Genomic DNA, 23,722 nt, shown 5'->3' with positions numbered 1-23,722 from the left:
AAATGAGCAGGGCGCAAAAGGCGCAAAAAACAGTGTCTGGAAAAACATTTTACAAAAAAATAAATATATATCACACTATAGCAGTGTGATGAAAAAATATATTTACAAGAAAAGTTTTATATAGGCACGTAAAGATGCGCCTTTTGCGCCCTAACCCCGGCACCGATATTCGTCGGGATTAAGAAACATGACCGGAAAACCAATGAGATACGGTCGCTAAGTCAATGGAATCCGTCTCGCTTTCCATTGACTTAGCGCCCCTATTCCACCCGGATACCATCCGGCTCTCACGGCTCGCCGAGCGACTCGATGATGGCCCGCACCATGGCGGGCGAATAGACCCGCTCGCCCTCGTGATAACCCAGCGAGAGGAGGCGACCGGGCAGGCCGGGATAGATCGTTATCCAATGTTGCAGCTTGCGGTGGGCCGAGCGGGGATGCAGGTCGGGCAGGTAGACCTCGGCCAGCTCCATCCGCCCGTATGCTCGTATCTTGAATGTCGTTTCCATATCCTAAAGATAGTGAATCTCCGGCATATATCCATCATTTTCCGGAGAAATAATTCACCCGAAATCACCCTAAGTCACCCAAAGCGACAAAGCCCCCATGCCCTGCCGTATCTTTGTATCAACATTAAAAAACAACACATTATGATCCGCTACAAGAAGTATCAAAACAAGAACGAGAAGAACGTGACAACCTTCAACAAGTGGTACGCCCGTGCCGTATGCGAGGAGACGGTAGACATCGCCGCCTTGGCCGAGCACATGTCCACCCACAACACCCCCTTCTCCACCGGCGCCATCCACGGCATGCTGAAGGACATGGTGAATTGTATCAAGGAGCTGCTGATGGACGGCAAGAACGTGAAGATAGACGACCTCGGCATCTTCAGCGTGGGCATCCGCTCGAAGGGGGCCGTCACGCCGGAGGATTTCTCCACGCAAGGCAATATCATCGGCGTACGCCTTCGTGCCCGTGCCACGGGCAACCTCTCCAGCGCCTCGCTCAAGCTGACGGCCAAGCTCCGTGAGTACACCGAGTACTCGAACGGAGAGGTGACCCCGGGAGGTGGCGGGGGCGATTCCGAGAGCCCGGACGAGATTTAGGGAATTGAAAATTGAAAATTGAAAATTGAAAATTAAGTGGTATGGAGATTTCTGTTTTTATACGTGAATACGCTCCGCTGGCTGGGGAGGCCGGGCGGGCGTTCCGGATCGATCCGGTGGTGATCTTGGCACAGGCGGCCATCGAGACGGGTTGGGGCGAGAGTACGCTCTGCCGGGAGTATCATAACTTTTTCGGCATCACGGCCTACGGGCTGCCCAACGTATGGTGGACCGGCCGGTGGACGGAGCTGTCGCCCCGCTCGCTACGTTTCCGGATCTACCCGGACGATAAGTGCTCGTTCATGGATTACTGCCGCCTGCTTCGCTCGGCCTATCCCCGGGCGGCCGACATGAGCGCCAACCCTACGGCCTTCGCCAAGGAGATCGCCTACAGCCCCTACATCAGCGAGGTGAACGGCGACAACCGGGAAGCCTATCGTAAGCTGATCGTCCAGCTTTGCCGAAAAATCAGCTCGCAACTATCAATCGTTAATCAAAAGGGCGGGCAGATGCCGTCCCTATCATCAACTGTCAACTAAAATGAAATACCTTGAACTCATCCTCCGTTGCCTCACGGCGCTCCTCCGGGTCATCTTCCCGCAGCATCCCCCTGTTCCCGAAACGACAGACGCTACCGGCGCTGCTCCTTCTCCTGCTAGCCCTCCTCTCCCTCCTCATGCGGGAGACGGAGGTGACGCTAGCGGCGATCGGCGCCTCGCTGACGCTCTTCCGCCACGACGGCACCCCTCCTCCCCACCGCCCCCCGGGGCGGACTGGCTGGGTATCTCCGGCTACACCCTCCTCATAGCGGGGTGCGCAGGGTGCCTCTTGAAGTACTGGGGTTATTAGAGGAAATGGGAATTTGAAGAATACTATTTTCTTCAAGCAAAAAGGGTATGCCGTGATGCATACCCTTTAACTTTTATTAAACCATCTATTCCTTTTGTGGTTATAAAAGAACATATAACCATCAATTATTCAAGACAAACTCTTCTATGGCATAACCGTTATATAAGTTGTCACTCCATCTACCCTAACTCCATTAACATATACATCACAAACTAGTCGATAAGAACCCGGAGAATATACGTTAATCGAACAATAATCACCATTCGGATAACAATAACAATTCCCAGAACCTACAATACTCCATCTAAATTCAGCACCACTAGGAGCATTGAACAGTTGGTAAGACGACCCTGCGTAACCACCACTAAACTTCAAAGAAGTTTCCCCCTTAATATACATAGCAGCAGCAACTGCCATTATATCTACATTATCGTTTTCCACTTCTACAGCTTGAATTGTAGAAAAAGAACACACAGAAAGGCACAAAATAATAAAACAGCATAATAACTTCTTCATAATTTTAAAATTTAATTGAGTTTCAATAAAAAAGAATTCTAAAATATAAGAAGACAAACTCTTTAAGAGCAAGAATCTGTAAGCACCATTCAAAATAAAAACGATAAGGAAGTCCCCTGCCTTCCTTATCGCCATAAACCTTTAGTTTCTCCAAGCTTCCGGCTGTACCAAGTACGGAGTACCTGTTTCCGGATCTGTACCCAAAGTCAAGATCTCATCGTCAGGAACGGGCAACATTGTCTTTTTCGATGACAGATAAGAAGCTCCCGCAAACTTAGAGATATACTGTTTCTCATAGTCCACATAGGCTTTCAACTCACTAGCCATCACATCACCACCCCAACGGGACAAATCGAACCAGCGCTCACCTTCCATAGCCAACTCTAACTTACGCTCCATGCGAATCGCCTTGATACAAACATCTTTGTTTGAGAATGCGGCATGTGAAGAAGGATATTCGGCAATCTTATAATTAGCGGCTGGAGTCCCATCATCTAACTTAACAATATTAACATCCAAAGCCGCACGACGACGAATCTTGTTAACCTGCTCCATCGCACCTTTCAGATTCCCTGCGTTAGCCAAGCATTCAGCATATAATAAAGTTAAGTCACGAACACTTAAATATTGCAAGTTCATAGCAGAACCCGGTGCCCAACCACCATATAACGCTTTCATACCAGCCGCATCCTCAGCCTTGCTATATACATGCTTTTTCGGCATGAAGATACCGCCATTCGTAGCATCTCGTACCCAACCATTCTCTGGGAATCCCCAATCCTTATAAGGAATACCAAAACGACCTACAGCAAAATCCAATCGAGGATCGACCGCAATGTTATTATCGTTAACGGCTAGCACAGCATCTTGGGAACTATCGGAGTTACGAACAGATACACTTTTCTTCGTACGATATTCACCGTTCAAGTAAGGAAGGCCATTCGCATCTACTTGGAACGAATTCACCAACTCAAAAGAAGGCTGGTAGAAACCACAACATCCACCGGGACCTGTATTATGCGGATAAGCTAAACAGAAGGGAGCCCCCCCCATATTCTCTGCCGCATTTGAGTATTGTACCGCAAAAACGGATTCCTTACCATTTTCTGTCAAAGCATTGAAGTTATTGTCCAGATCATCTTCCAGTCCATAAGCCATACCCTTAGACGTAACACCATTTGTCAACACATCCGCTAAGATAGGTTGCGCTTCCGCCAAATCACCATGCCACATCAAGATCTTAGCCTTCAAAGCCTTCGCTGCGGATTTATTCGCCCGACCAACCTCACCAACAACCTTAGGATCATCCGATAAATTCGCTATAGCATCATCCACGTCGGCAACGACCAAACTATAGATATCTTTGTCATTATGCACCTTTGGGTCATTCTCTTGATTAGTCTCATCAATATAGGGGAGATAAACACCAAACACACGCATTCCCTCGAAATAAGCCAAGGCTCGTAAGAATTTCAACTCGCCTTTACGCATTTGGCGAATTTCCTCCTTCATATCCTCCGCTTTTTCCAAGACCTGAAGAGCCAAGTTAACACGTTTGCTCATTTGATACACCCAAACCCATTTTTGCTTGATATAGCCATTGGTCGACAATGTATTATACAATTCTATCTCATTCACCGTAGATTGGTCGTTAGGGTCTGATCCCTTGTTGGCATCACCCCCATAAATACCACCCCATACCCAGTTAAACGGAGAAGCTTGATAGGGATCGTATCCTTCCACAGGAGAGGCTAAACCCGCATAAGCACTAGTAACCAGCAACTCCACACCTTGAGCATTCGCCAAAGCCTCCGGGGTCAAAACTCCTTGCGGCTCCTTTCCCAAGAAATCATCGCCACAAGACCCTAAAGTCAGCATACTGGCAAAAGCCAACGCTAATATATATTTGTTGTGTTTCATAATAAAATTCATTTTAAAAGTTAATCAAATCCCTAAACATTAGAAAGCGAAATTTACACCGAACAAGAAACGCATCGTTGAAGGCCATCCACCCATATCAACACCTCTCTGTAGGTCTCCCCCACTTTCTTTGCCCATATCCGCATTCGTATATTCCGGATCCAATCCAGAGTAACCGGTAATAGTCAGCAAATTCTCGGCTTGTACATACAAACGTAAGTTTTGGATACCCACCTTAGATAACACGCTCTTCGGAAGCGTATAACCCAAAACCACATTCTTCAAACGCAAGAACGAAGCATTCTCTACGTAATAAGAGTTCGAGAATTTACCAGAATAACCATCGTTCGAATCCAAGATCGGCAAAATGGCATTGCTATTATCAGCACCGGGAGTCCAAGATTGATCACGCATACGCTCAGACTTGTTACCGTTGAACATCCAGAAGTCCGTAAAATATTTCGTATTGTTAAACAGGTCATTGCCGATAGTTGAATACCAGAACATCGTGAAGTCCCAGTTTTTCCAAGTAACCGTAGCGTTTAAGCCAGCGATCAAATCAGGATGGGGAGAACCGATGAACGTACGGTCTCTTTCCGTCAACTTACCATCCTTATCCACATCATCAAACTTAAATTTACCGACCCAAGCCTTGGCGGACTCAGCGTTCAATCCGGATTGTCCTAGAGGCGGCAAGGCCAAAACCTCGTCAACGTTCTCATAGAAACCATTCACCTTGTAACCATAGAACTCAGAGATAGCATGTCCTTTCGTCGTACGGGTCACGTTTCCATCCAAGCGAGTTCCCGCTCCCCACAAAGAGGCATCATCCGACTCCGAGATACGCAGTACCTCATTCTTATAATGGGAAAGGTTCAAACTTACGTCCCAAGACCAATCACCTTTTGAATCTCTATAATTCAAGTTCAAATCGACACCCGTATTCTTGATATCACCGAAATTGATATATGGTTTCTTGATCTCCGGGTTAGCAAACGCTGAATATTGAGCCTCGATCAACATATCCGTTGTCTTCTTCCAATACCACTCAGCACCAATATTGAATTTACCATTTAAGAAAGTAGCGTCCACTCCGACGTTCCACATCTCTGTAGACTCCCACTTGGTATCCTCGTTTCCATATTTATCTAAGATGAAACCTGTTGTAGTAGAATTATTCTGTCCGTTCAAATCGTAGTCAGAACGTTTCGGGTAAGTTGCAAGTTCCATAGCATAGTTCGTAATACGAGGAACCTCAGAGTTTCCTGTCTGTCCATAACCGACACGCAACTTCAAATCGTCCAACCAATCTCTCGTACTTTCCATGAAATCCTCTTGGGAAATACGCCAACCTAAAGAAGCGGATGGGAACACACCATAACGATTAGATTTTGAGAAACGAGATACACCATCCCGACGGATGATACCTGTGAACAAATATTTATCATTGAAAGAATAATCTACACGGCCGAACAAGCCAAACAAAGCAAACTCACCCTTATATTCGGAATTCGCCAAACGCTGGTTGTTATTCTCACCCATATTCAGCACCCAACTATTCGTATTATCCTCAAACAAATAATTGTAACGACGACCGGTCAACTTGCGTCCCAGACCGTCACGGATAGCCTCCGTACCTAACAGAACGGTAAGTTTATGGATATCATTAAAAGTCTTGTTATAGGTCAACGTATTCGTCCATACCCAACGATAATTAAACTCACTTTGTTCCTCAAAGTTATTCTGTCCCATAGACTCTGAGAACTCCGGATTTTTCTTTTCCATGCGATAATAATACCGGTTCGTATAGTCGATACCGAAGTTCGTACGGAATGTCAAGTCCTTGAAAATATCCGCCTCAGCCCATAAGTTACCAAAGATACGGTTGCGAGTATAATAGTTGTCCTTATTACGGACTTGATTGGCTACCGGATTCTGGAAGTTACCCGTACCGGAGAACTTTGATCCAGCGAAATTACCTGCGATATCATATACCGGAACCCAAGGAGAAGCACGATATGTCCACGAATAAGGATTAGATTCCGCTCCATTCGCACTCAAGCCATTATCTTTCGTGAAAGCATACGTTAAGTTCTCACCCACACGTAACCAGTCACGTACATTGAAAGAGGTATTCGCACGCACTTGATAACGCTGATAGTAAGAATCAATTACCGTACCGTCTTGTTTGAAATAGTTTGCGCTTAAGTTATACTGTCCCTTTTCCGTACCACCGGACAAGCCGATCTGGTGATTTTGAATCATGGCGGCACGATCTAACTCATCCCACCAGTCCGTATCTGAGAATGGTGCGTAAGTTGTAGTAGGATAATCATAGTCGCTCGGATCTATTGTAGTAGAACCCTGAGCACCTGATTGTGTCAAGTAATTCGGGATAGAAGGTCTATCCCCCGTACCAAATTGAGGATTACTTGGATAACCTCCGATATCACGCATAGCAATATTATTCTTCTGCGCCTCCCAATCTAGGTTCAAGCGATCCATAGAATTCAACACGTCATATTTCTTACCCGTCTTCTGGACACCAATATAACCGTCGTACGTTAATCTCGGTTGCCCGCTCTTCGTACCTTTCTTCGTCGTGATCAAGATAACACCGTTCGCAGCCTGCGCACCATAGATAGCGGCAGAAGAGGCATCCTTCAATACCTGCATACTCTCAATATCGTTCGGATTCAAAGTACTTAGATCCTGATTACGTGTTGACACGCCGTCAATTACGTATAATGGGCCGTTATCATTAACCGTATTGATACCACGAATACGAACCATTGAAGGAGAACCCGGAGAACCGGTCTGACCGATATATACACCGGCCGCCTTACCTTGCAACTGCTGGGTAGCGGAAGATCCGGAAGATGCCAAAAGGTCCTTCGTATCGACTACTGCCACGGAGCCTGTGATATCTTTCTTCTGCTGCGTACCGTAACCTACTACTACTACCTCATCAAGGTTTTGCGTATCTTCTTTCAAAGTCACATTTACCACTTCTCCCGAAGCCGGAATTTGTTGGGATACATAACCAATGTAGGAAACGACTAAAATGGAGTTGGGCTCAACTTCCAAGGAATACTTACCGTCAAGGTCGGTAATCGTACCGTTTGTAGTACCTTTTACTACAACATTCACACCCAAAAGGGGTTCACCCTTTGCGTCAGTTACCGTACCGGTAACTTTCTTAGCTTGTTGGGAGATGGACACATTCGCGTTAGACGCATGGATTGGAGGGGTTACACCCGCACCGACCATAAGGAAACAAAGTGCCAAACCCAGCCCGCTTTTAACAAAAGCCAACTGTTTGTTCATCATAACACAAAAATAGGTTAACATTAATAATTATATCCACTCTTCGGATATGGGTACAAATATAAATTATTATTCTCAATAAACAACAATAGTATGCATATTTTTTTCACATTCCCTTGAACTTGCGGATATGTGTTCGTACAAATAGCTATTATAGACCCAATAAGGCTTATTCTTGTTAACAAAAAGACACCTTCACAAGAATCAACAATATGTTAAAAACCGCATAAAAAATACAATCTATTCCTAATTTTTCCAAAGACTTTTAAACCTTATTATCAATCTACAGCACGGTAAATGAGTCTCTTGGGCCATATAAAAGAAAAGAGGACGCCGTTTTACCGACATCCTCCTAAGCTCTTATCGCATTAGATCCATGAGCCTTACCGGCTACCAGCTATCGATTTACTCACGATATTCGTTACGGCCTCTTGCATCTTCTCGATGACGCCGCTGTTTTCCATCCCGTATTCGGAGGCGATCGTCTCCAGATTCGGGGAACCGACCCAAACCTTGCCGTCCGCATCTTCCCAAACGGAGATACGTAGCGGCAGCTCCAAAGAGATAGACGGATCTTGCTGCATCAATAAAGTCCCGACTTTCGGTGAGCCGAAGACGATCACCTTATTCGGAGGCAGCTTCATCCCTACCTCGCTAGCGTTTCGCCCATGATCGAACATGGCGAACACGGAACCTCCTTGAGACTTGATAATCTCCTCGATCCGCCGCATCGTCTCATCCACGCTAAACGGGCTTACTGTTTTTTCCATCAAACGATTCTTTTTCTCCATGGCTGCAATTTTCTTTAGTTTTGTCAAGACAGGAGTCTTGACCGTCCGTACGCTCGACTTCCGGTCATTATTCAGCTGCTCATAAATAACGATTTTATTCTCTCCTTTGTTCAGCCATACGCCCGGTATGTAAAGCGTTTGCTGAGGGCCGGCGTACCAATAGCGACCGATATTGATGCCATTGATGAAAATAATGCCCTTTCCCCAATCCTCCATATCGATAAACGTATCGCCGGTATCGGACAGGTGGAAGGTTCCCTCGTAGAGAACCGGCTTATTCCCCAACGCCGCTACCTCGGGCGAGCCATTCTTATAGACATAAGGTTCGCCGGAGACCAAAGCCGGCATCCGGTCCATCGGGAGCTTGTACATCTTCCAGTCCGATATCTCGCTGCCGTTAATCTTGACCGAGCTGATGATCCCCTTCGTATTGCGTACGATCTCCTCGCCATAATTGATACGCCCCATGTTCTCCACCAAGATGTCCAAGGTAGCGTTGAACGGGATATCGATTTCCATCGCATATTGGTTGAAGCAACGGTTTAACTCGCCGACACGCTCGCCATCCACGTAGATCGTAGCGTAATCACGCAAGCCCGGTATCTCCAAACGGCCTTTCAGGGGTTGGTTGAAATGGGTAGAGTACAAGACGTAGCCGTATCCTTGGTTCAATTGCTCGAACGTGAGAGGTGTCGGAGACGCTACCGGTTCCCCTTCTTTCGCCAAGGCCAACACATCGGCTACCTTCGTCAAGGAGATCGACGGGATCTCGATCAGCGGTATAGGGGCTGGGGCCTCGGGGACGTCATAAGTGACGTATTTCCGGATCACGTTGCGGATCGAGTCGAACTTCGGGGTCACCCAACCCGCCTCGCTGATCGGGGCGTCGTAGTCGTAGCTGGTCAAGTCCGGCTGGATATCATGCTTCTTGTCGTAATTGGCGCCACTGGTGAAACCGAAATTCGTACCGCCATGAACCATATAGAAATTGAAAGAGACATCGTTTTGGAGGTACGTCTCCGTCTGCCTCGCTATGCCGGAATCGCTTATATCGGGGAATGGTTCCGCCCAGTGCATCAGCCAACCGGGATAAAACTCGGCTACCATATACGGGCCTACTCCCCCGTGATACTCGTTCACCACCTTTTTCAAGTTCTCCACGTTGCTCTCCCCGTTCGCCGTAGGCAACGCTCCCGGGGTGGAACCGCCCTCGAACAACCAGCTTCCGTCCGAGGTGAACAGAGGCACGTTGAAACCGGCGTCCGCCAATTGCCGCTTGATCTTGGCGTTGTAGCGGCGATGCTCCTCCAAGGGGATATCCTTACGTTGCGCCACGTAAGAGCCGAACTCGTTCTCGGCCTGCACCATGATGATAGGGCCGCCTTTCGATACCTGCAAGTCGCCGACCTGCTCGTAAAGCTTATCGATATAAAGCTTCGTGCGTTTCAAGAACTCCGGGTTATCCCGGCGGATCTCCATGCCCGGTATATTCTGCAACCACCACGGATAACCACCGAACTCCCACTCGGCGCATACGTACGGGCCGGGACGGAGGATTACCATCAATCCCTCCTCTCCCGCTATCCGGATATACTCGGCCAGATTCTTGTCTCCCTCGAAATCCCATTTACCCGGCTCCGTCTCGTGCAGGTTCCAGAAGACATAGGTAGCGACCGTATTCAAGCCCATCGCTCGCATCATCCGAAGGCGATGCCGCCAATATTGATGAGGGATACGAGGGTAATGCATCTCACCCGAGAGGATCGGGGTTACCTTCCCGTTTACATAAAAATGACCGTCCTTGATCTCGAACGTACGTTTCTCCTTGGCGAACGAGCCGACAGGTATCAGCATCAAAAGGAGCAATAGATAGGCGATTTTCTTTTTCATGGAATCCATGTGTTATAAAGATTTATTTTTAGGTTTAAGATCTCGTGGCAAATGTATGTAAATAAAAAGAGGATGCCAAATAAATGACATCCTCTCTAGCTTATATATTTATAATGTATAAGTCTGTATTAAGCTTGCTCCAACTGCAAAGTCTTAGTCGGCTGGTCGCAAACCTCCGTCGGACCGAAGTACTGGATCGGACCCGGATATACATAGCTAGTAGTCAAAGCCCACTCGTCACGGTTAGCGGCGAACGCCTTGAAAGGAGCGCCGTCAAGCTTAACCAAAGCCTTCTGGATAACCGGCTTCATCTCGCCATGACGTTTCTCCATGTTCATCATCATAGTAACAGGGATACCACCGGCGATCCATTGATCAGCGGGAGCGGTCGTGTTACGTACGGAAGACATATAACCTGTCTTACCGGCGGCGATCAAGCAAGATGCCGTGTAACCCAAAGAGTAGCAGTAGTCCGCATCGTAGTTAGACGGAGCGGCGCAACGACCCTCGTAACCGAAGAAGTGGTGTTGTGCGGCGAACTTGCCTACGTACTTGCCCTCGGCCTTCCACTCAGCCAATTTCTTGCCAACCATCTCAGACAATAACTTCTCAGTCTCGATCAAAGAAACCTGTACGTTTCCGTGCGGGTCACGGTCCAAAGACAACTGACGAGCTACGCCCTCCGGAAGAGAAGCATACAGATCAGAGTTCTCCTTCGTCAACTTGCTGATGATATAAGCACGTTGCTCGCTCTTCTTGATCATCTTGAACTCAGCGTCGTGCTTAGCCAAGAAGTCGTTCAACTCGGCGATCAAGCGTTTCATAGCCGGAACGAACTCGATCAAGCCCTCAGGGATCAATACCGTACCGAAGTTATTACCCTCGGCGGCACGTTTAGCCACGATACCAGCCACGTAAGTAACGATATCGTCCAAAGACATATTCTTCTCCTCAACCTCCTCGGAGATGATACAAACGTTCGGTTGAGTCTGCAAAGCGCACTCCAAAGCGATATGAGAAGCGGAGCGACCCATCAATTTGATGAAGTGCCAGTATTTCTGGGCGGAGTTACAGTCACGTTGGATGTTACCGATTACCTCGGAGTAAACCTTACAAGCCGTGTCGAAACCGAAAGAGGTCTCGATCTGGGCGTTCTTCAAGTCGCCGTCGATCGTCTTCGGGCAACCGATTACCTGTACGCCGGCGCCAATAGCCTTGTAATACTCGGCCAATACGCAAGCGTTCGTGTTAGAATCGTCACCGCCGATAATAACCAAAGCCTTGATATCAAGCTCTTTCAAGATCTGAAGACCTTTATCGAATTGCTCTTTCGTCTCTAATTTCGTACGTCCGGAACCGATCATATCGAAACCGCCCGTGTTACGGTACTCGTCGATAATATCAGCCGTCAATTCCATATATTTATGATCGATCAAACCGCCCGGGCCCAAGATGAAACCATACAGACGAGAATCTGCGTTGTGAGCCTTGATACCGTCGAACAAACCAGCGATCACGTTGTGACCACCGGGAGCCTGACCACCGGAAAGGATCACACCAACGTTCATGACAGGCATAGCCTTCTCCTCGTTACTCTTCTCGAATGTAACGATCGGCATTCCGTAAGTGTTCGGGAACAATTTCTTGATTTCTTCCTGATCGGCTACTGATTGAGTATACTCGCCGTCAACGGCTTTCACTGCACCTTTCAACGCAGCGGGTACCTTCGGTTGGTAAGCTGCTCTTGCGATTTGTAATGCACTCTTTGTCATTTCTTAATTGATTTATTTAGAAATTATTTGATACGTGTTCAAAAGTGACGCGAATATAAGGAAAAAAATCCGTATTAATAAAAAGACAGGGGGATATGTTCATTGAAAAATCACCCTAAAATTGGTTCCGAAGGAATGATTAACACTTTACAAGCCGATTTCCTAAAACAGGTCTGACAATATAGATCAACTCCTTCATCGTCCGCCCCAAATACATAATACTTTATCGTATAAACACACCTTTTTAGCTCCTTTACATAAAGACTTTATATGCATGCAAGCTTTATCCCTAGGTGTATCTCTAGATTATAAAATAATAAATATCAATTCCTCACAAGAAGCCCCTTTTACTATTTTCTTATTCCAACTTTAAATCCGGTAACTTTTTGACGATCTCCATGGTTTGTACGCTCACGTTGATTACGGAGAGTAGCAAGTCCAAGATATAACGGGGGTTATCATGCTCACGGCTCCAGTCATTCGGATCGTTCTTGATCAAGCTACTTGGATCGGTTTTCACTTGATAGCGCTCCATGATCCATTCGATAGCGGATTTACCGTTCACGATGTACTCATACGCCTCATCGGGTATGTTCTCTATGCGAATCGAGCTGTTGTAGATAATCGTATCCTTTTGCCCCTTTTTGGGGAATCGCATTTTCTCTACCTCATAGTATTTATAATCCACCTTGACCGCATATAGATCCGTAGTTCCGGCAATCATACGACCATCCGGGGCTTCCTCCTTTTGCCTGTCGCCAATGACTGTCACGCCCTCATACGCAGGTATTTCCTCATAATTCAGATGCAGATTAGCCAGTTGCTTACCCGCATAGGAGAAATCGAGGAATGCGTCTATATCTTCCACGATCGGGATACGTGGTAAGGATTTCTTCAAATCGGCCGCAAAGGCTTCCCGGTATTTCGGGGAATGAAGCAAGCCATACACATAGTAGAAGATGGTTTCTTTCGTGATCTTCCGGGCATTACCGAAACGGGTACGGACTTCTTTCAGTATCCAGTCGGTAATTCCGTCTCGACGGATGTAATCATCGCTTGATTCGGTATCGAATAAGGACAAGGTTTGTTGCTTGTTCTTGTTTTCTTCGTACCAGTAGAGAGGGAAGCATTGACCATTAAAAATAACCTGAAGATCAGGAATGCAATCAACAATTAGACAAGAGAAATCTTTATCTCCGATTCCTTTCACGCAAATCACTAAATTCTGATGAATAGAAGTCGGAAACATATTAAAAACAGGTCCTACATCATTTAAAACAGTCTTATCAAAATATAAATTTTGCTTTGAAAATGGGCGATACAACCCTATAGAGGCATATTTAACATCATAAAAATGCTCTCTATTTTTTTCTACATCTTGTCTATAAGCTCTACTCCAACTTATTTTTAATGGGTCATTGTCAATAAAACTCACAACATCAATATTCGGATTATACCTTTTATACTCTTGATATTTTAATCTTTGCTCATTATAAAACTCATTTGATCGTTTCATTGACTCAAGCATTTTTTGTCTCGAATAGTTATAAGCCCATGAATCGCGGGAAGAACCTATGCCTCTTGCATAAACAGCATTAAATAGAGTCTGCTTATTAGCTTTATTATCCTTATCACCCAAAAGTATCAAAGAATCAAACACATCCCCTCTCTGATTAATCCAATCCCCTTTCTCATTCGGAGCAACAATCTCCCATTGTAATTTACTAGAATCAACGGAACCAAACTCACTTATCTTTTTAAGCTTCTGCTCACGAGATAAATAATCACCAATATCATGATACAGAATCGTCGCTTTTCCTTTCTTTTCCGGGTTCTTTATTAAAAAGGTAATTGATATAGGCGTACGAGAACCTGAACCAAATATTTTACCGCCTTCTTTACGAGATAACTCACCACTCGTACGTTGGTTTCCCCTTAAATTAAACACATATACACTCGAATATTCATCCTCAAGACATTTCCTAAATCCTTCTTGAGCATTTCCATCAATCCAAGCCCCATTACTAATGAAAGCTACCACACCCCCATCCTTGCAATCCGCAATACGATCACTCGCCCAACGAAACGCCTTAATATAACTATCATAAAGAGAGTTCTTATTAGTCGCTTGAGCGGCTTTGGCATACGTCTCGGCAATCCGTTTATCCAAATGAGCGTAACTCAAATTCTGCGCATTATCATTCGCCGATTTCTGTCCGACCGAGTACGGAGGATTACCCATTATAACCCGTACCGGAGCTTTCTTTTGCTTATCCACATTCGCCGCATTCTCGGGAAACCAAGTCTGATCCAAAACATTCTCCTCGTTCTCGGTTGTCTGGAAAGTGTCCGTTAAGCAAATGCCCTCGAACGGCAAATAAGTATCTCGCTTTACGAGACTATGAAAGACGCTCTCGATATTGACATCAGCGATATAATAAGCAAGCAAGACCAACTCATTGCAATGAATCTCATTCTTATATTTACGTTCCAGATCCTCCGGACGGATCAAACCGCTTTGTAGCAAACGGGTAATGAAAGTACCTGTCCCCGTGAAAGGATCTAAGATATGCACATTCTCATCCGAAAGGCTGCAATCAAATTCCTTGCGCAAGATATCGTCAACGGAATGGATAATAAAATCCACGCATTCCACGGGTGTATAAACAATACCCAGCTTATCCACGGTCTTCGGGAAAGCACCCTTGAAGAACTTCTCATACAGATTCTTGATAAGCGTCTGCTTTCCTTCCAGATTGTCAATATCGCCTACGTTCATGCGCACGTTCTCATAGAATTTATTCAATACCTCCGTATCCTTTTCCATGGCCTCGCTCTCCAGTAGCTCCAACATACGTTGCATACTACGGCTGACCGCATTATTCTTGACAAACTGATAGTCCTTAAACAAGGCATCGAATACCGGACGTGTAATCATATGCTGCGCCAGCATCTCCACCGCTTGTCCCTCGTCAATGGAAGGGTTCAAGTTCTTTTGCAAGCCATTCAAGAATTCAACGAAAGCCTCTTTGTGCAATCCCTCTTTCACGACACGGGCGATGCGCTCTATAAATTTCTGGGCGATCAAGCCGATCTCCCTCGCCCAGTTCTCCCAATACAGGCGATCTCCGACCTTCTCGACCATCTTCGCGTAGATCCCATCTTGCAAAGAACCGAAACGAAGTTCCAACTGGCGAGCGATTTCCTCATTACTTAGCTCGGTCGCCCCCGTCTGTTGATCCTGCGGATCGGGCATCCAATCCTTCCCGTGCATCCGACCCGAGCCTTGCGGTATCCCGGCGACAACCACCTTGGGAGGCTTCACCTTATTCAAATGTATCTTATTGACCGTAGCGTTAAACTCATCGTCGTGGGCACGCAAGGCATTCAAGATTTTCCAGACCACGGAAAAACGCTCGTTATCCTCCATCGCCTTCTCCGGCTCCACATCCGCCGGAACGACTACCGGGACAATGATATAACCATATTTCTTCTCATCCGAAGCCCCCTTGTGGAACGTACGCATCACACGCCCCACGCTCTGCACGACATCCACCTCGCTATTACGGGCAGCGACAAAAAGAACAGCGTCCAAAGCCGGCACATCCACCCCTTCGGACAAGCAACGCACGTTCGATAGAATACGGCACTCGTTCGGATTGCCGGTCTCCTCCTTCAGCCAAGCGATCTTCTCCTCCCGTGTAGCGGCATTCATCGCCCCGTCGATATGTTGAACCTCGATATCCACGACCTCTTCCCGTACTTCCTCCGACAAGGATTCCTTATATTTTCTCACCATCGTAGGCATCACGGCAGCAAACCCCTTGGAAGAGATACCGCTCCCCCGCTCACTCGGATTAATGGTCGAGCAAAACGCCACGGCCCTCCGCATCAATACCGGGTCCGCCTCCTTCGTAACCCCCTTATCTCCTTTTATACGTTTGGACAAGCCATTGATACAACCGATGAGCTTACTGGCGTCGTCCATCTTTATTTCCTTTTGTTGCTTATCCTTGACATCCTCTAGGATAGAATCCGGGATATCATCCTCGCTAATCGTCAGCACCAATACCTTATAGTCCGTCAGCAGTCCCTCACGCACGGCACGTCCGAATCCGATCCGGAAAAACTCCTCGCCATAATAGTCCGGGTTATTCATGCTCCACAACACTAAATCCTTGTCTTTAGCCGTCGCCTTGGCATTGTCATTATAATAACGTGGAGTAGCCGTCATGTAAAGACGCTTTTTCCCCCGGATCAAGTCATTGTCATGTATTTTAGTAAAATGACTCTCATCACGACCTTTTTGCTTAAAACCGGTTGTCCGATGCGCCTCGTCGCAAACGATATAATCGAATATACCATAAGACGGATCAGCCTCCAATAGCGCTCGCTGCGCCTCGGCCAAGACATCTATACTTTGATAGGTCGAGAATACGACAACCAGTCCGTCCGTATCCTTATAGCCTAATAATTGCCGTTTTATCGAGTTGATATTTGTCGTGGCGGGCAATGGGTTATCGATGATACTCGTCTCGTCATTATCGAAATCGTTCCTTTTGGAAGCCTTGGAATCCGAGCAAATACAAACAGCCTTCATCCTGTATTTCGTATCTGTCATCCAAGCATTCAGCGATTGTCCTAAAAGAGCGATACTGGGGACCATGAATAAAATCAGTCCCTTGCCCCCGGTCTCTTGCTCTATGATCTCCAAGGAGGTGTACGTTTTTCCCGTTCCACAAGCCATGATTAGTTTTCCCCGGTCATGTACCCTAAAATATTCATGAGCCGCTTTCATCGCTTCCAACTGATGCTTGCGAGGCTGTTTACCTTCCCGTAAAGCCGCTTTTCCCGTATCCCCTTTCAAGAGTTTATCCCAATCAACCGGAGAAGCCTCCAACTCATGCATATTGATACGAGTCACCGAAATGTCTTGACCTTTCAACGTCTCTTCCGCATTCGCTCCCCAGCGCAAGGTGGTAGAAACCCAGATCAGGTTACTGAAATACGTGGTCTTCAAGGTTAAATCATCTATAAACGCACGATGAGCGGTGGATATAAAGGAGTCTACGACCGCCTTGCTTATGACGGCCTTCTCGTCATAGCATTTACACTGGATGGCCCAATAATCACCCAAATCAGTTTTCGCCACCAAGTCTATACCAAGATCTTTCCCGCCGAAATCCTTTTTTCCCGGAAATTCCTCCCAAAGCCAAACCTCCTGCAATTTATCCGCATAGCGAGGGTCCGTTTGGAACCATCTCTTCATCAGTTTCTCAAACTTCGCTCCCTTTTCTCTTTCGGTAAAAGATCCGGTACGGAATCTTTGAAGTACTTCTTTAAATGTCATTGTCTCAATCGTCCGTTGTTTAGTCCTCAAAAGTACATAAAACTCCACTTATTTCAATAACTCGGACAGATTTTCATTGGAGACATAGCCGACCTTCTAAAAGAAACATCTGTTTCTTCCGATAGAAACAAGAGTTTTATACGGGAGAAACTTTTGTTTATTCATAGGAAAACTTTTGTTTTCCCTAGAAGAAACTAAAGTTTCCTAAGCATAAAAAACAACAAAACTGCAATAAATTGAAAAACAACACTATACTTAAAAATTCACTCTTCTACAGATAAGATAAGCGAGAATATTTCTTTTTTCGGAGCAAAGCCTTATGTAAATGTCATCGGGCAACGTTTTTTCCCAAAAGACTTCGTATATTCGCGAAGTCAATATTCCATATTTTAATACATTACTTACATAACACAAATACAAAATGAAAAAGTATCTTACTCTTGCCGCATCAGCTCTGCTCCTAGCCGCATGCAGCGAAAAACCGGGTTACGAGATCAACGGTACCGTAGCGAACACCGATCTAAACGGAAAATACGTTTACCTGTATGAATATGGCGTACAAGACGCCGCCCCAATGGATAGCGCATTGGTGCAGAACGGCACGTTCACGTTCAAGGGAACACAGAACGCCCCTGCCCTACGCAAACTCGCCTTCGCCGAGGATGTCGTGGAACCCAAACGTGCCGCTTCCGGCGAGAACGCTCCTTTTACAAGCGTATTCGTACTGGAGAACGGTAAATTACAGGCTGTTCTTGACGAGGCCGCTTCCGCCGTTTCTGGAACACCGGAGAATGACGGATTGAAAGCCCTGCAAGCACAAATGAAGACTTTGCGTGCGGATTTGGAGAAGCTTTCCGCCGACATGAAATCTGAGGACAAGGAAGTCGTAAGCGCCGCCGAGAAGAAATATGACGAGATCGACCAAAAGGTAACCGATGCCGTCAAGACTTACATATTGAATAATACGACCAAGCAATCCGCCGCCAAGTTATTATACGATTTCCGTTATAGCTTGGACGAGGCTGCCCAGAACGAGATTATCGCCAAGGCGGACTCCGCTTTCAAGGCCGTTCCGAACATCGATAAGCTCATGGCTCACCTAGATGTACTGAAAACCGTAGCCGTAGGCAAGAAGTTCGTGGACTTCGAGATGGCCGACCCGAACGGTAAGACGCACAAGCTATCCGAGTTCGTAGGCAATGGCAAGAACATCGTGTTGATCGATTTTTGGGCAAGCTGGTGTCCTCCTTGCCGCCGGGATATGCCGAATTTGGTAGCCGCTTACAAGAAATACAAGAACAAAGGTTTCGAGATCGTTGGTATCTCCTTGGATAGCAAGGCTGACGCATGGGCGAAAGGCGTAAAGGACCTGAATATCACATGGACCCAACTCTCCGACTTGCAAGGCTGGAAAAACTCCGGTGCTCAACTATACGGGGTAAACAGCATCCCTCACACCGTATTGGTGGATAAGGACGGAACGATCATCGCCAAGAACCTACATGGCGAGGAGATCGACGCTAAACTTCAAGAAATACTAAAATAAACAAGAATAACATGTCCGCTCAAATCACTCTAAACTGGGAAAAGGACTTGACATTCGAGACCTTGCTAGACGGGCATAAGGTGACAATAGACAGGGATATGGAGAACGGGGGCAACGACGAGGGCCCCCGTCCCAAAGCCCTAATGCTCGTAGCCTTAGCCGGATGCAGCGCCATGGACGTAATCCCTTTGTTCAACAAGATGAGGGTACGTTTCGAGAAAGTATCCATTGACGTGAAGGCCGAGAGCTCCGACACCATCCCCATGGTATACACCGCATTCCACATGACCTACCATATCCAAGGGAACAAGGAAGACGCAGCCAAGATAGACAAGGCGATCCGCTTGTCGCAAGAAAAATATTGCGGAGTAGGCCTTATGATGAAAAAGATCGCCCCTATCACGTACGAGATCCTGTTAAATGGGGAACCGTTAAAACCATACCCTAACGACAAATAACAAATCCCGCCTCTTGCATGGCTGGATTAAAAAATCTATCTTTGTGCGATCTTTAGAGAAAGCGATATTACTATAAAATTAGCATAAGGTTTTATTACACTTTAATATAATAAATTAGCGATTATGATTTATTCACATGAAGTTCAACACATGTGTGTTGTAAAGAAGGGAGCTAACCACCAGTGCGCTCCGATTCCTGAAGAAGGAAAGTGGGTTAGAGCAACTCAGATCACTGATATCTCTGGTTTGACTCACGGTATCGGTTGGTGCGCGCCGAAACAAGGTGGATGTAAGCTGACATTAAACGTTAAAGAAGGAATCATCCAAGAGGCTCTTGTAGAGACAATCGGTTGTTCCGGTATGACTCACTCAGCGGCTATGGCTTCTGAGATCCTTCCGGGTAAAACTCTTTTGGAAGCATTGAACACAGACCTTGTTTGTGACGCTATCAACACCGCTATGCGCGAGTTGTTCTTGCAGATCGTCTACGGTCGTACACAGTCCGCTTTCTCAGAGGGAGGTCTGCCTGTAGGCGCTGGCTTGGAAGACCTTGGTAAAGGTTTGCGTAGCCAAGTGGGTACGATGTTCGGTACATTGGCTAAAGGTCCCCGCTACTTGGAGATGGCCGAGGGATATTGCACGCGCATGGCATTAGACGCTGATGACGAAGTAATCGGTTATGAATTCATCCACTTGGGTAAATTCATGGATATGGTTAAGAAGGGTATGGACGCTAACGAGGCACTGGAAAAGGCGAAAGGCTCTTACGGTCGTTTCAAAGAAGCTGTAAAATATATCGATCCTCGTAATGAATAAGAAAACATTTACACGTGTCCTCATCGGGCTGAGTGTTATCACGGCTGTGGCTACGCTTATCACGTATTTCGTGATGAAGCCGGAGAAACCGTGGTTGGCGTTTTACGTGGCTTGTTGTGGCGGTGTATTGGTTTTCAACTTTCTGATATCTTTATTCCTAGTAAATAAGAATTTTAAAAAGTAAAAAAATAATATGGCTTTATTTGAAAGTTATGACCGTCGTATTGATCATATCAACGCGGTATTAAACGAATATGGTATCAACGGTATCGAAGACGCAAAGGCTATCTGCGATGCTAAGGGTATCGACCCTTATACAATGTGTAAGGAAACTCAACCGATCTGTTTCGAGAACGCTTGCTGGGCTTACGTAGTAGGTGCCGCTATCGCTATCAAGAAAGGTTGTACGAACGCTGCCGAGGCTGCCGAGGCTATCGGTATCGGTTTGCAGGCATTCTGTATCGCTGGTTCTGTTGCGGATGACCGTAAGGTGGGTATCGGCCACGGTAACTTGGCCGCTCGTTTGCTTCGTGAGGAGACGAAGTGTTTCGCTTTCTTGGCTGGACACGAGTCTTTCGCCGCAGCTGAGGGCGCTATCAAGATCGCCGAGATGGCAAACAAGGTTCGTAAAGAGCCGTTGCGTGTTATCTTGAACGGTTTAGGTAAGGATGCCGCTAAGATCATCTCTCGTATCAACGGTTTCACGTATGTACAGACTCAGTTCGACTACATGACAGGTGAGGTGAACGTTATCGAGGAGAAAGCTTACTCTAACGGTCTTCGTGCGAAAGTTAAGTGCTACGGCGCTGACGACGTTCGTGAGGGTGTAGCTATCATGCGTAAGGAAGGTGTTGACGTATCTATCACGGGTAACTCTACAAACCCGACTCGTTTCCAACACCCGGTAGCCGGTACTTATAAGAAAGAATGTATGGAGAACGGTCACCCGTATTTCTCTGTTGCTTCTGGTGGTGGTACGGGCCGTACTTTGCACCCGGACAACATGGCCGCTGGTCCTGCTTCTTATGGTATGACGGACACAATGGGCCGTATGCACGGTGACGCTCAGTTCGCTGGTTCTTCTTCCGTTCCTGCTCACGTAGAAATGATGGGATTCTTGGGTATGGGTAACAACCCGATGGTAGGTGCTACGGTTGCCGTAGCGGTTGCTATCGAGGAAGCTATGAAGAAGTAATCAACTAAACAATAAAATAATTGTTTATATATAGACTCCTGTAATCTTGATGGTTGCAGGAGTTTTTATTTTACTTATCAAAAGGAGGAAAAGGATGACACTAAACATAGACCAAGAGAGTTGCATCAAATGCGGGAAATGCGTACGGGTATGCCCTTCGGATATATTCACGCAAGAAAGGGCCGGAGAGACGATCGGGCTGGTACGTGTGGAAAGCTGCATCGTTTGCGGGCATTGCGTGGACGTATGTCCGACCGGTTCCGTGCTACACAGCGAATTCCCGCCGGAGAAAACGCATACGATCGATTACAGCCAGATGCCTACGCCGGAGCAGGTGATGTTGCTGATCAAGTCACGCCGTTCCAACCGGACATTGACCTCGAGGCCCGTACCCAAGGAGATGCTGGACAAGATCGTGGAGGCCGCTCATTCTGCGCCGACGGCTACAAACTCCCAAAGTCTCTCGTTCACCGTCGTCACCGATCCGCGAAAGCTACGGCAGGTGAGCGATTATACGATAGGCGTGTTCGACTCCTTGGCGAAGCTATTATTGAATCCCGTCGTGAAATGTGTGGTCAAGCCGTTTATGAAGGATGTCTATAAATACGTACCGGTATTCAATCGGTTGAAAGAGGAACACAAGGCGGGTAAAGATCCGATTCTCCGGAAAGCCACCGCCCTGCTACTGATCCATACACCGAAGTCCAACCGATTCGGAAGTGAGGACGCTAACCTCGCTTATCAAAACGCCTCCTTGATGGCGCAATCGCTTGGGGTAAGCCAGATCTATATGGGCTTTGTGCTCACCGCTATCCGGCAGGAAGGAAAAGATACGCTCGCCAAGACTCTAGGGATCGACGGCAAGATACAAGCGATCATGGCGCTCGGCATACCGGCTTTTAAGTATCCGAAGTACACGGACCGGAAAGAGATCGTCAAGAACTATATCGAGTGAGACTTGATGGAGACAACCTTGTCGACCGGGGTATGCGATCCATTGGATTACGCATCGTAAGTCAATGGATTACGATACGTAAGTCATTGACTTATGGTTCGAATCTCATAGGTTTACCGGGCTAGGATCACTCCCGATCACCAGAACTTATTATGCTCCGGGCTGTATTCAAAACCAGCGTCTTTAAGCTTTGTAAGAAGGGATTTCTTGTTCACTTGCAAATCCTCGCATAAATCGTCGAGGGAAGAATAATTGTCACGAAGTTTCATATTGATGAAGCTGAATAGCATCATCGGATCGTTTGGTAATGACATAATCTTACGAATAAAAATGTTATCTATGTTTTACAACACAAAGATAATGCTTTTTCGCCAGATGGAACCCAGACACGATCCTTATTATTTGAATATCGGTACGCAACAAAACAACCTACAAACTGGTTTTAAATAACGAGAACTTATAATTCAATTGAATGACATGAAAAAATATGTATTAGTAGTAGCGGTAGCCGCAGCCCTATTCAGCTGTAGCGGCAACCCAAAGGCAGACGCCACGCAAACAGACAAGAACAAGCAGGAAACCGCCCAAGTACCGGATATGCACAACGCAGAGACTTCCTTGGATTACTGGGGTGTTTACGAAGGGACATTACCGGCCGCCAGCTCGCCGGGTATTAAAACGACCTTGACATTGAACAAGGATAAAACCTTTACCCTCCGCTCCGAATATATTGACGAGAAAGACGGTATTTTTAATGATAAAGGAACTTACACGCTGGACGGTAACGTCTTGACAACGAAACAAGAAGGGGGAGATATCACGTATTATAAGGTAGAGGAAGGCCAACTGAAAATGCTGGACCAGCAGAAGCAACCCATCACGGGCGACTTAGCCAAGTTCTATATCCTTAAGCAAACAAAGAAATTCTAGGCTTTATCCCCATAAGTATATACTTTCAAGGGCAAAAGCATACCCTTTTGTACATGAAAGTATATACTCATTTGCCTAAACCCAAAACTATTCCTAACTTTGCGTCCCTATATAACTATATAATTACTCCAATGAGAATAGCCGCTTAATTTATCTCAAGATGTCGTTCTTTCCATCCGGAAAGCCCTCTATCCGTATAGGGCTGATTTCGTGACGACAGATTCGAGGCTATAGTGAAACCGATCATCATCGGTATTTCTTATCCATTTTAGTATCTCACATTTTAAATCAGTTCACA

Annotated in this window: 17 protein-coding genes; 9 read left to right on the top strand and 8 right to left on the bottom strand. The window is 46.4% G+C overall.

What is annotated here, in order from left to right:
• Positions 1-287: 287 nt before the first annotated feature.
• Positions 288-509 carry a DUF4248 domain-containing protein gene (locus CI959_RS15320; RefSeq protein ID WP_005868065.1) on the bottom strand — a complete coding sequence of 74 codons (222 nt, stop codon included), beginning with the start codon at positions 507-509 and terminating at the stop codon, positions 288-290.
• A 141-nt stretch (positions 510-650) separates the two neighbouring features.
• Between CI959_RS15320 and CI959_RS15315 the strand changes: the two genes are divergently transcribed.
• Both CI959_RS15315 and CI959_RS15310 read left to right on the top strand, forming a co-directional pair.
• Entirely contained in the window at positions 651-1,109 is a 459-nt protein-coding gene (locus CI959_RS15315; RefSeq protein WP_005855948.1) for a hypothetical protein, read from the top strand.
• A 41-nt stretch (positions 1,110-1,150) separates the two neighbouring features.
• Positions 1,151-1,648 carry a glucosaminidase domain-containing protein gene (locus CI959_RS15310; protein ID WP_005868062.1) on the top strand — a complete coding sequence of 166 codons (498 nt, stop codon included), beginning with the start codon at positions 1,151-1,153 and terminating at the stop codon, positions 1,646-1,648.
• A gap of 454 nt (positions 1,649-2,102) precedes the next feature.
• Here the strand turns inward: CI959_RS15310 and CI959_RS15300 are convergent, their stop codons facing one another.
• From CI959_RS15300 to CI959_RS15275, 6 genes are all read right to left on the bottom strand, one after another.
• Positions 2,103-2,609, bottom strand: a complete 507-nt coding sequence (locus CI959_RS15300) for a hypothetical protein (RefSeq protein ID WP_008771787.1) — start codon at positions 2,607-2,609, stop codon at positions 2,103-2,105.
• A gap of 6 nt (positions 2,610-2,615) precedes the next feature.
• Complete coding sequence (locus CI959_RS15295; protein ID WP_057316691.1) at positions 2,616-4,394, bottom strand: RagB/SusD family nutrient uptake outer membrane protein; 1,779 nt, start codon at positions 4,392-4,394, stop codon at positions 2,616-2,618.
• Positions 4,395-4,433: 39 nt separating this feature from the next.
• Positions 4,434-7,724, bottom strand: coding sequence for a TonB-dependent receptor (locus CI959_RS15290; RefSeq protein ID WP_008771785.1), 3,291 nt, complete (start codon positions 7,722-7,724; stop codon positions 4,434-4,436).
• A gap of 380 nt (positions 7,725-8,104) precedes the next feature.
• Positions 8,105-10,402 (bottom strand): beta-galactosidase, encoded by a 2,298-nt coding sequence (locus tag CI959_RS15285; protein WP_036628908.1) that lies wholly within the window; start codon positions 10,400-10,402, stop codon positions 8,105-8,107.
• 128 nt (positions 10,403-10,530) lie between these two features.
• Positions 10,531-12,174: a diphosphate--fructose-6-phosphate 1-phosphotransferase gene (locus CI959_RS15280; protein ID WP_005855923.1), complete on the bottom strand. Its 1,644-nt coding sequence runs from the start codon at positions 12,172-12,174 to the stop codon at positions 10,531-10,533.
• Positions 12,175-12,532: 358 nt separating this feature from the next.
• Positions 12,533-17,524 carry a type ISP restriction/modification enzyme gene (locus CI959_RS15275; protein WP_057316616.1) on the bottom strand — a complete coding sequence of 1,664 codons (4,992 nt, stop codon included), beginning with the start codon at positions 17,522-17,524 and terminating at the stop codon, positions 12,533-12,535.
• A 421-nt stretch (positions 17,525-17,945) separates the two neighbouring features.
• On the opposite strand from CI959_RS15275, the gene CI959_RS15270 reads away from it, so the two are divergent.
• The 6 genes from CI959_RS15270 (at position 17,946) to CI959_RS15245 (ending at position 22,494) form a co-directional block, all read left to right on the top strand.
• Complete coding sequence (locus CI959_RS15270; protein WP_008771781.1) at positions 17,946-19,070, top strand: TlpA disulfide reductase family protein; 1,125 nt, start codon at positions 17,946-17,948, stop codon at positions 19,068-19,070.
• 11 nt (positions 19,071-19,081) lie between these two features.
• Complete coding sequence (locus CI959_RS15265) at positions 19,082-19,528, top strand: OsmC family protein (protein ID WP_008771780.1); 447 nt, start codon at positions 19,082-19,084, stop codon at positions 19,526-19,528.
• A gap of 123 nt (positions 19,529-19,651) precedes the next feature.
• On the top strand, positions 19,652-20,344 hold the full coding sequence (locus tag CI959_RS15260; RefSeq protein WP_005855907.1) for an iron-sulfur cluster assembly scaffold protein: 693 nt from the start codon (positions 19,652-19,654) through the stop codon (positions 20,342-20,344).
• On the top strand, positions 20,337-20,528 hold the full coding sequence (locus tag CI959_RS15255; RefSeq protein ID WP_005855905.1) for a hypothetical protein: 192 nt from the start codon (positions 20,337-20,339) through the stop codon (positions 20,526-20,528). Before CI959_RS15260 ends, CI959_RS15255 begins: the two co-directional genes overlap by 8 nt.
• A 9-nt stretch (positions 20,529-20,537) precedes the next feature.
• Positions 20,538-21,539, top strand: coding sequence for a GGGtGRT protein (locus CI959_RS15250; RefSeq protein WP_005855903.1), 1,002 nt, complete (start codon positions 20,538-20,540; stop codon positions 21,537-21,539).
• A gap of 94 nt (positions 21,540-21,633) precedes the next feature.
• Complete coding sequence (locus tag CI959_RS15245) at positions 21,634-22,494, top strand: nitroreductase family protein (RefSeq protein WP_008771779.1); 861 nt, start codon at positions 21,634-21,636, stop codon at positions 22,492-22,494.
• Positions 22,495-22,631: 137 nt separating this feature from the next.
• Here CI959_RS15245 and CI959_RS15240 read toward each other — a convergent pair whose 3' ends face one another.
• Positions 22,632-22,808, bottom strand: a complete 177-nt coding sequence (locus CI959_RS15240; RefSeq protein ID WP_005855899.1) for a DUF4250 domain-containing protein — start codon at positions 22,806-22,808, stop codon at positions 22,632-22,634.
• Positions 22,809-22,971: 163 nt separating this feature from the next.
• Here CI959_RS15240 and CI959_RS15235 point away from each other — a divergent pair, with 163 nt between their 5' ends.
• A complete protein-coding gene (locus tag CI959_RS15235; RefSeq protein ID WP_008771778.1) occupies positions 22,972-23,424 on the top strand; it encodes a copper resistance protein NlpE in 453 nt (150 codons plus the stop codon).
• The last annotated feature ends 298 nt before the right edge of the window (positions 23,425-23,722 follow it).

This window comes from Parabacteroides sp. AT13 (genome assembly GCF_002272965.1).
GTDB classification, from domain to species: Bacteria; Bacteroidota; Bacteroidia; order Bacteroidales; family Tannerellaceae; genus Parabacteroides; species Parabacteroides distasonis.
This window is presented reverse-complemented; position numbering and strand designations above follow the sequence as displayed.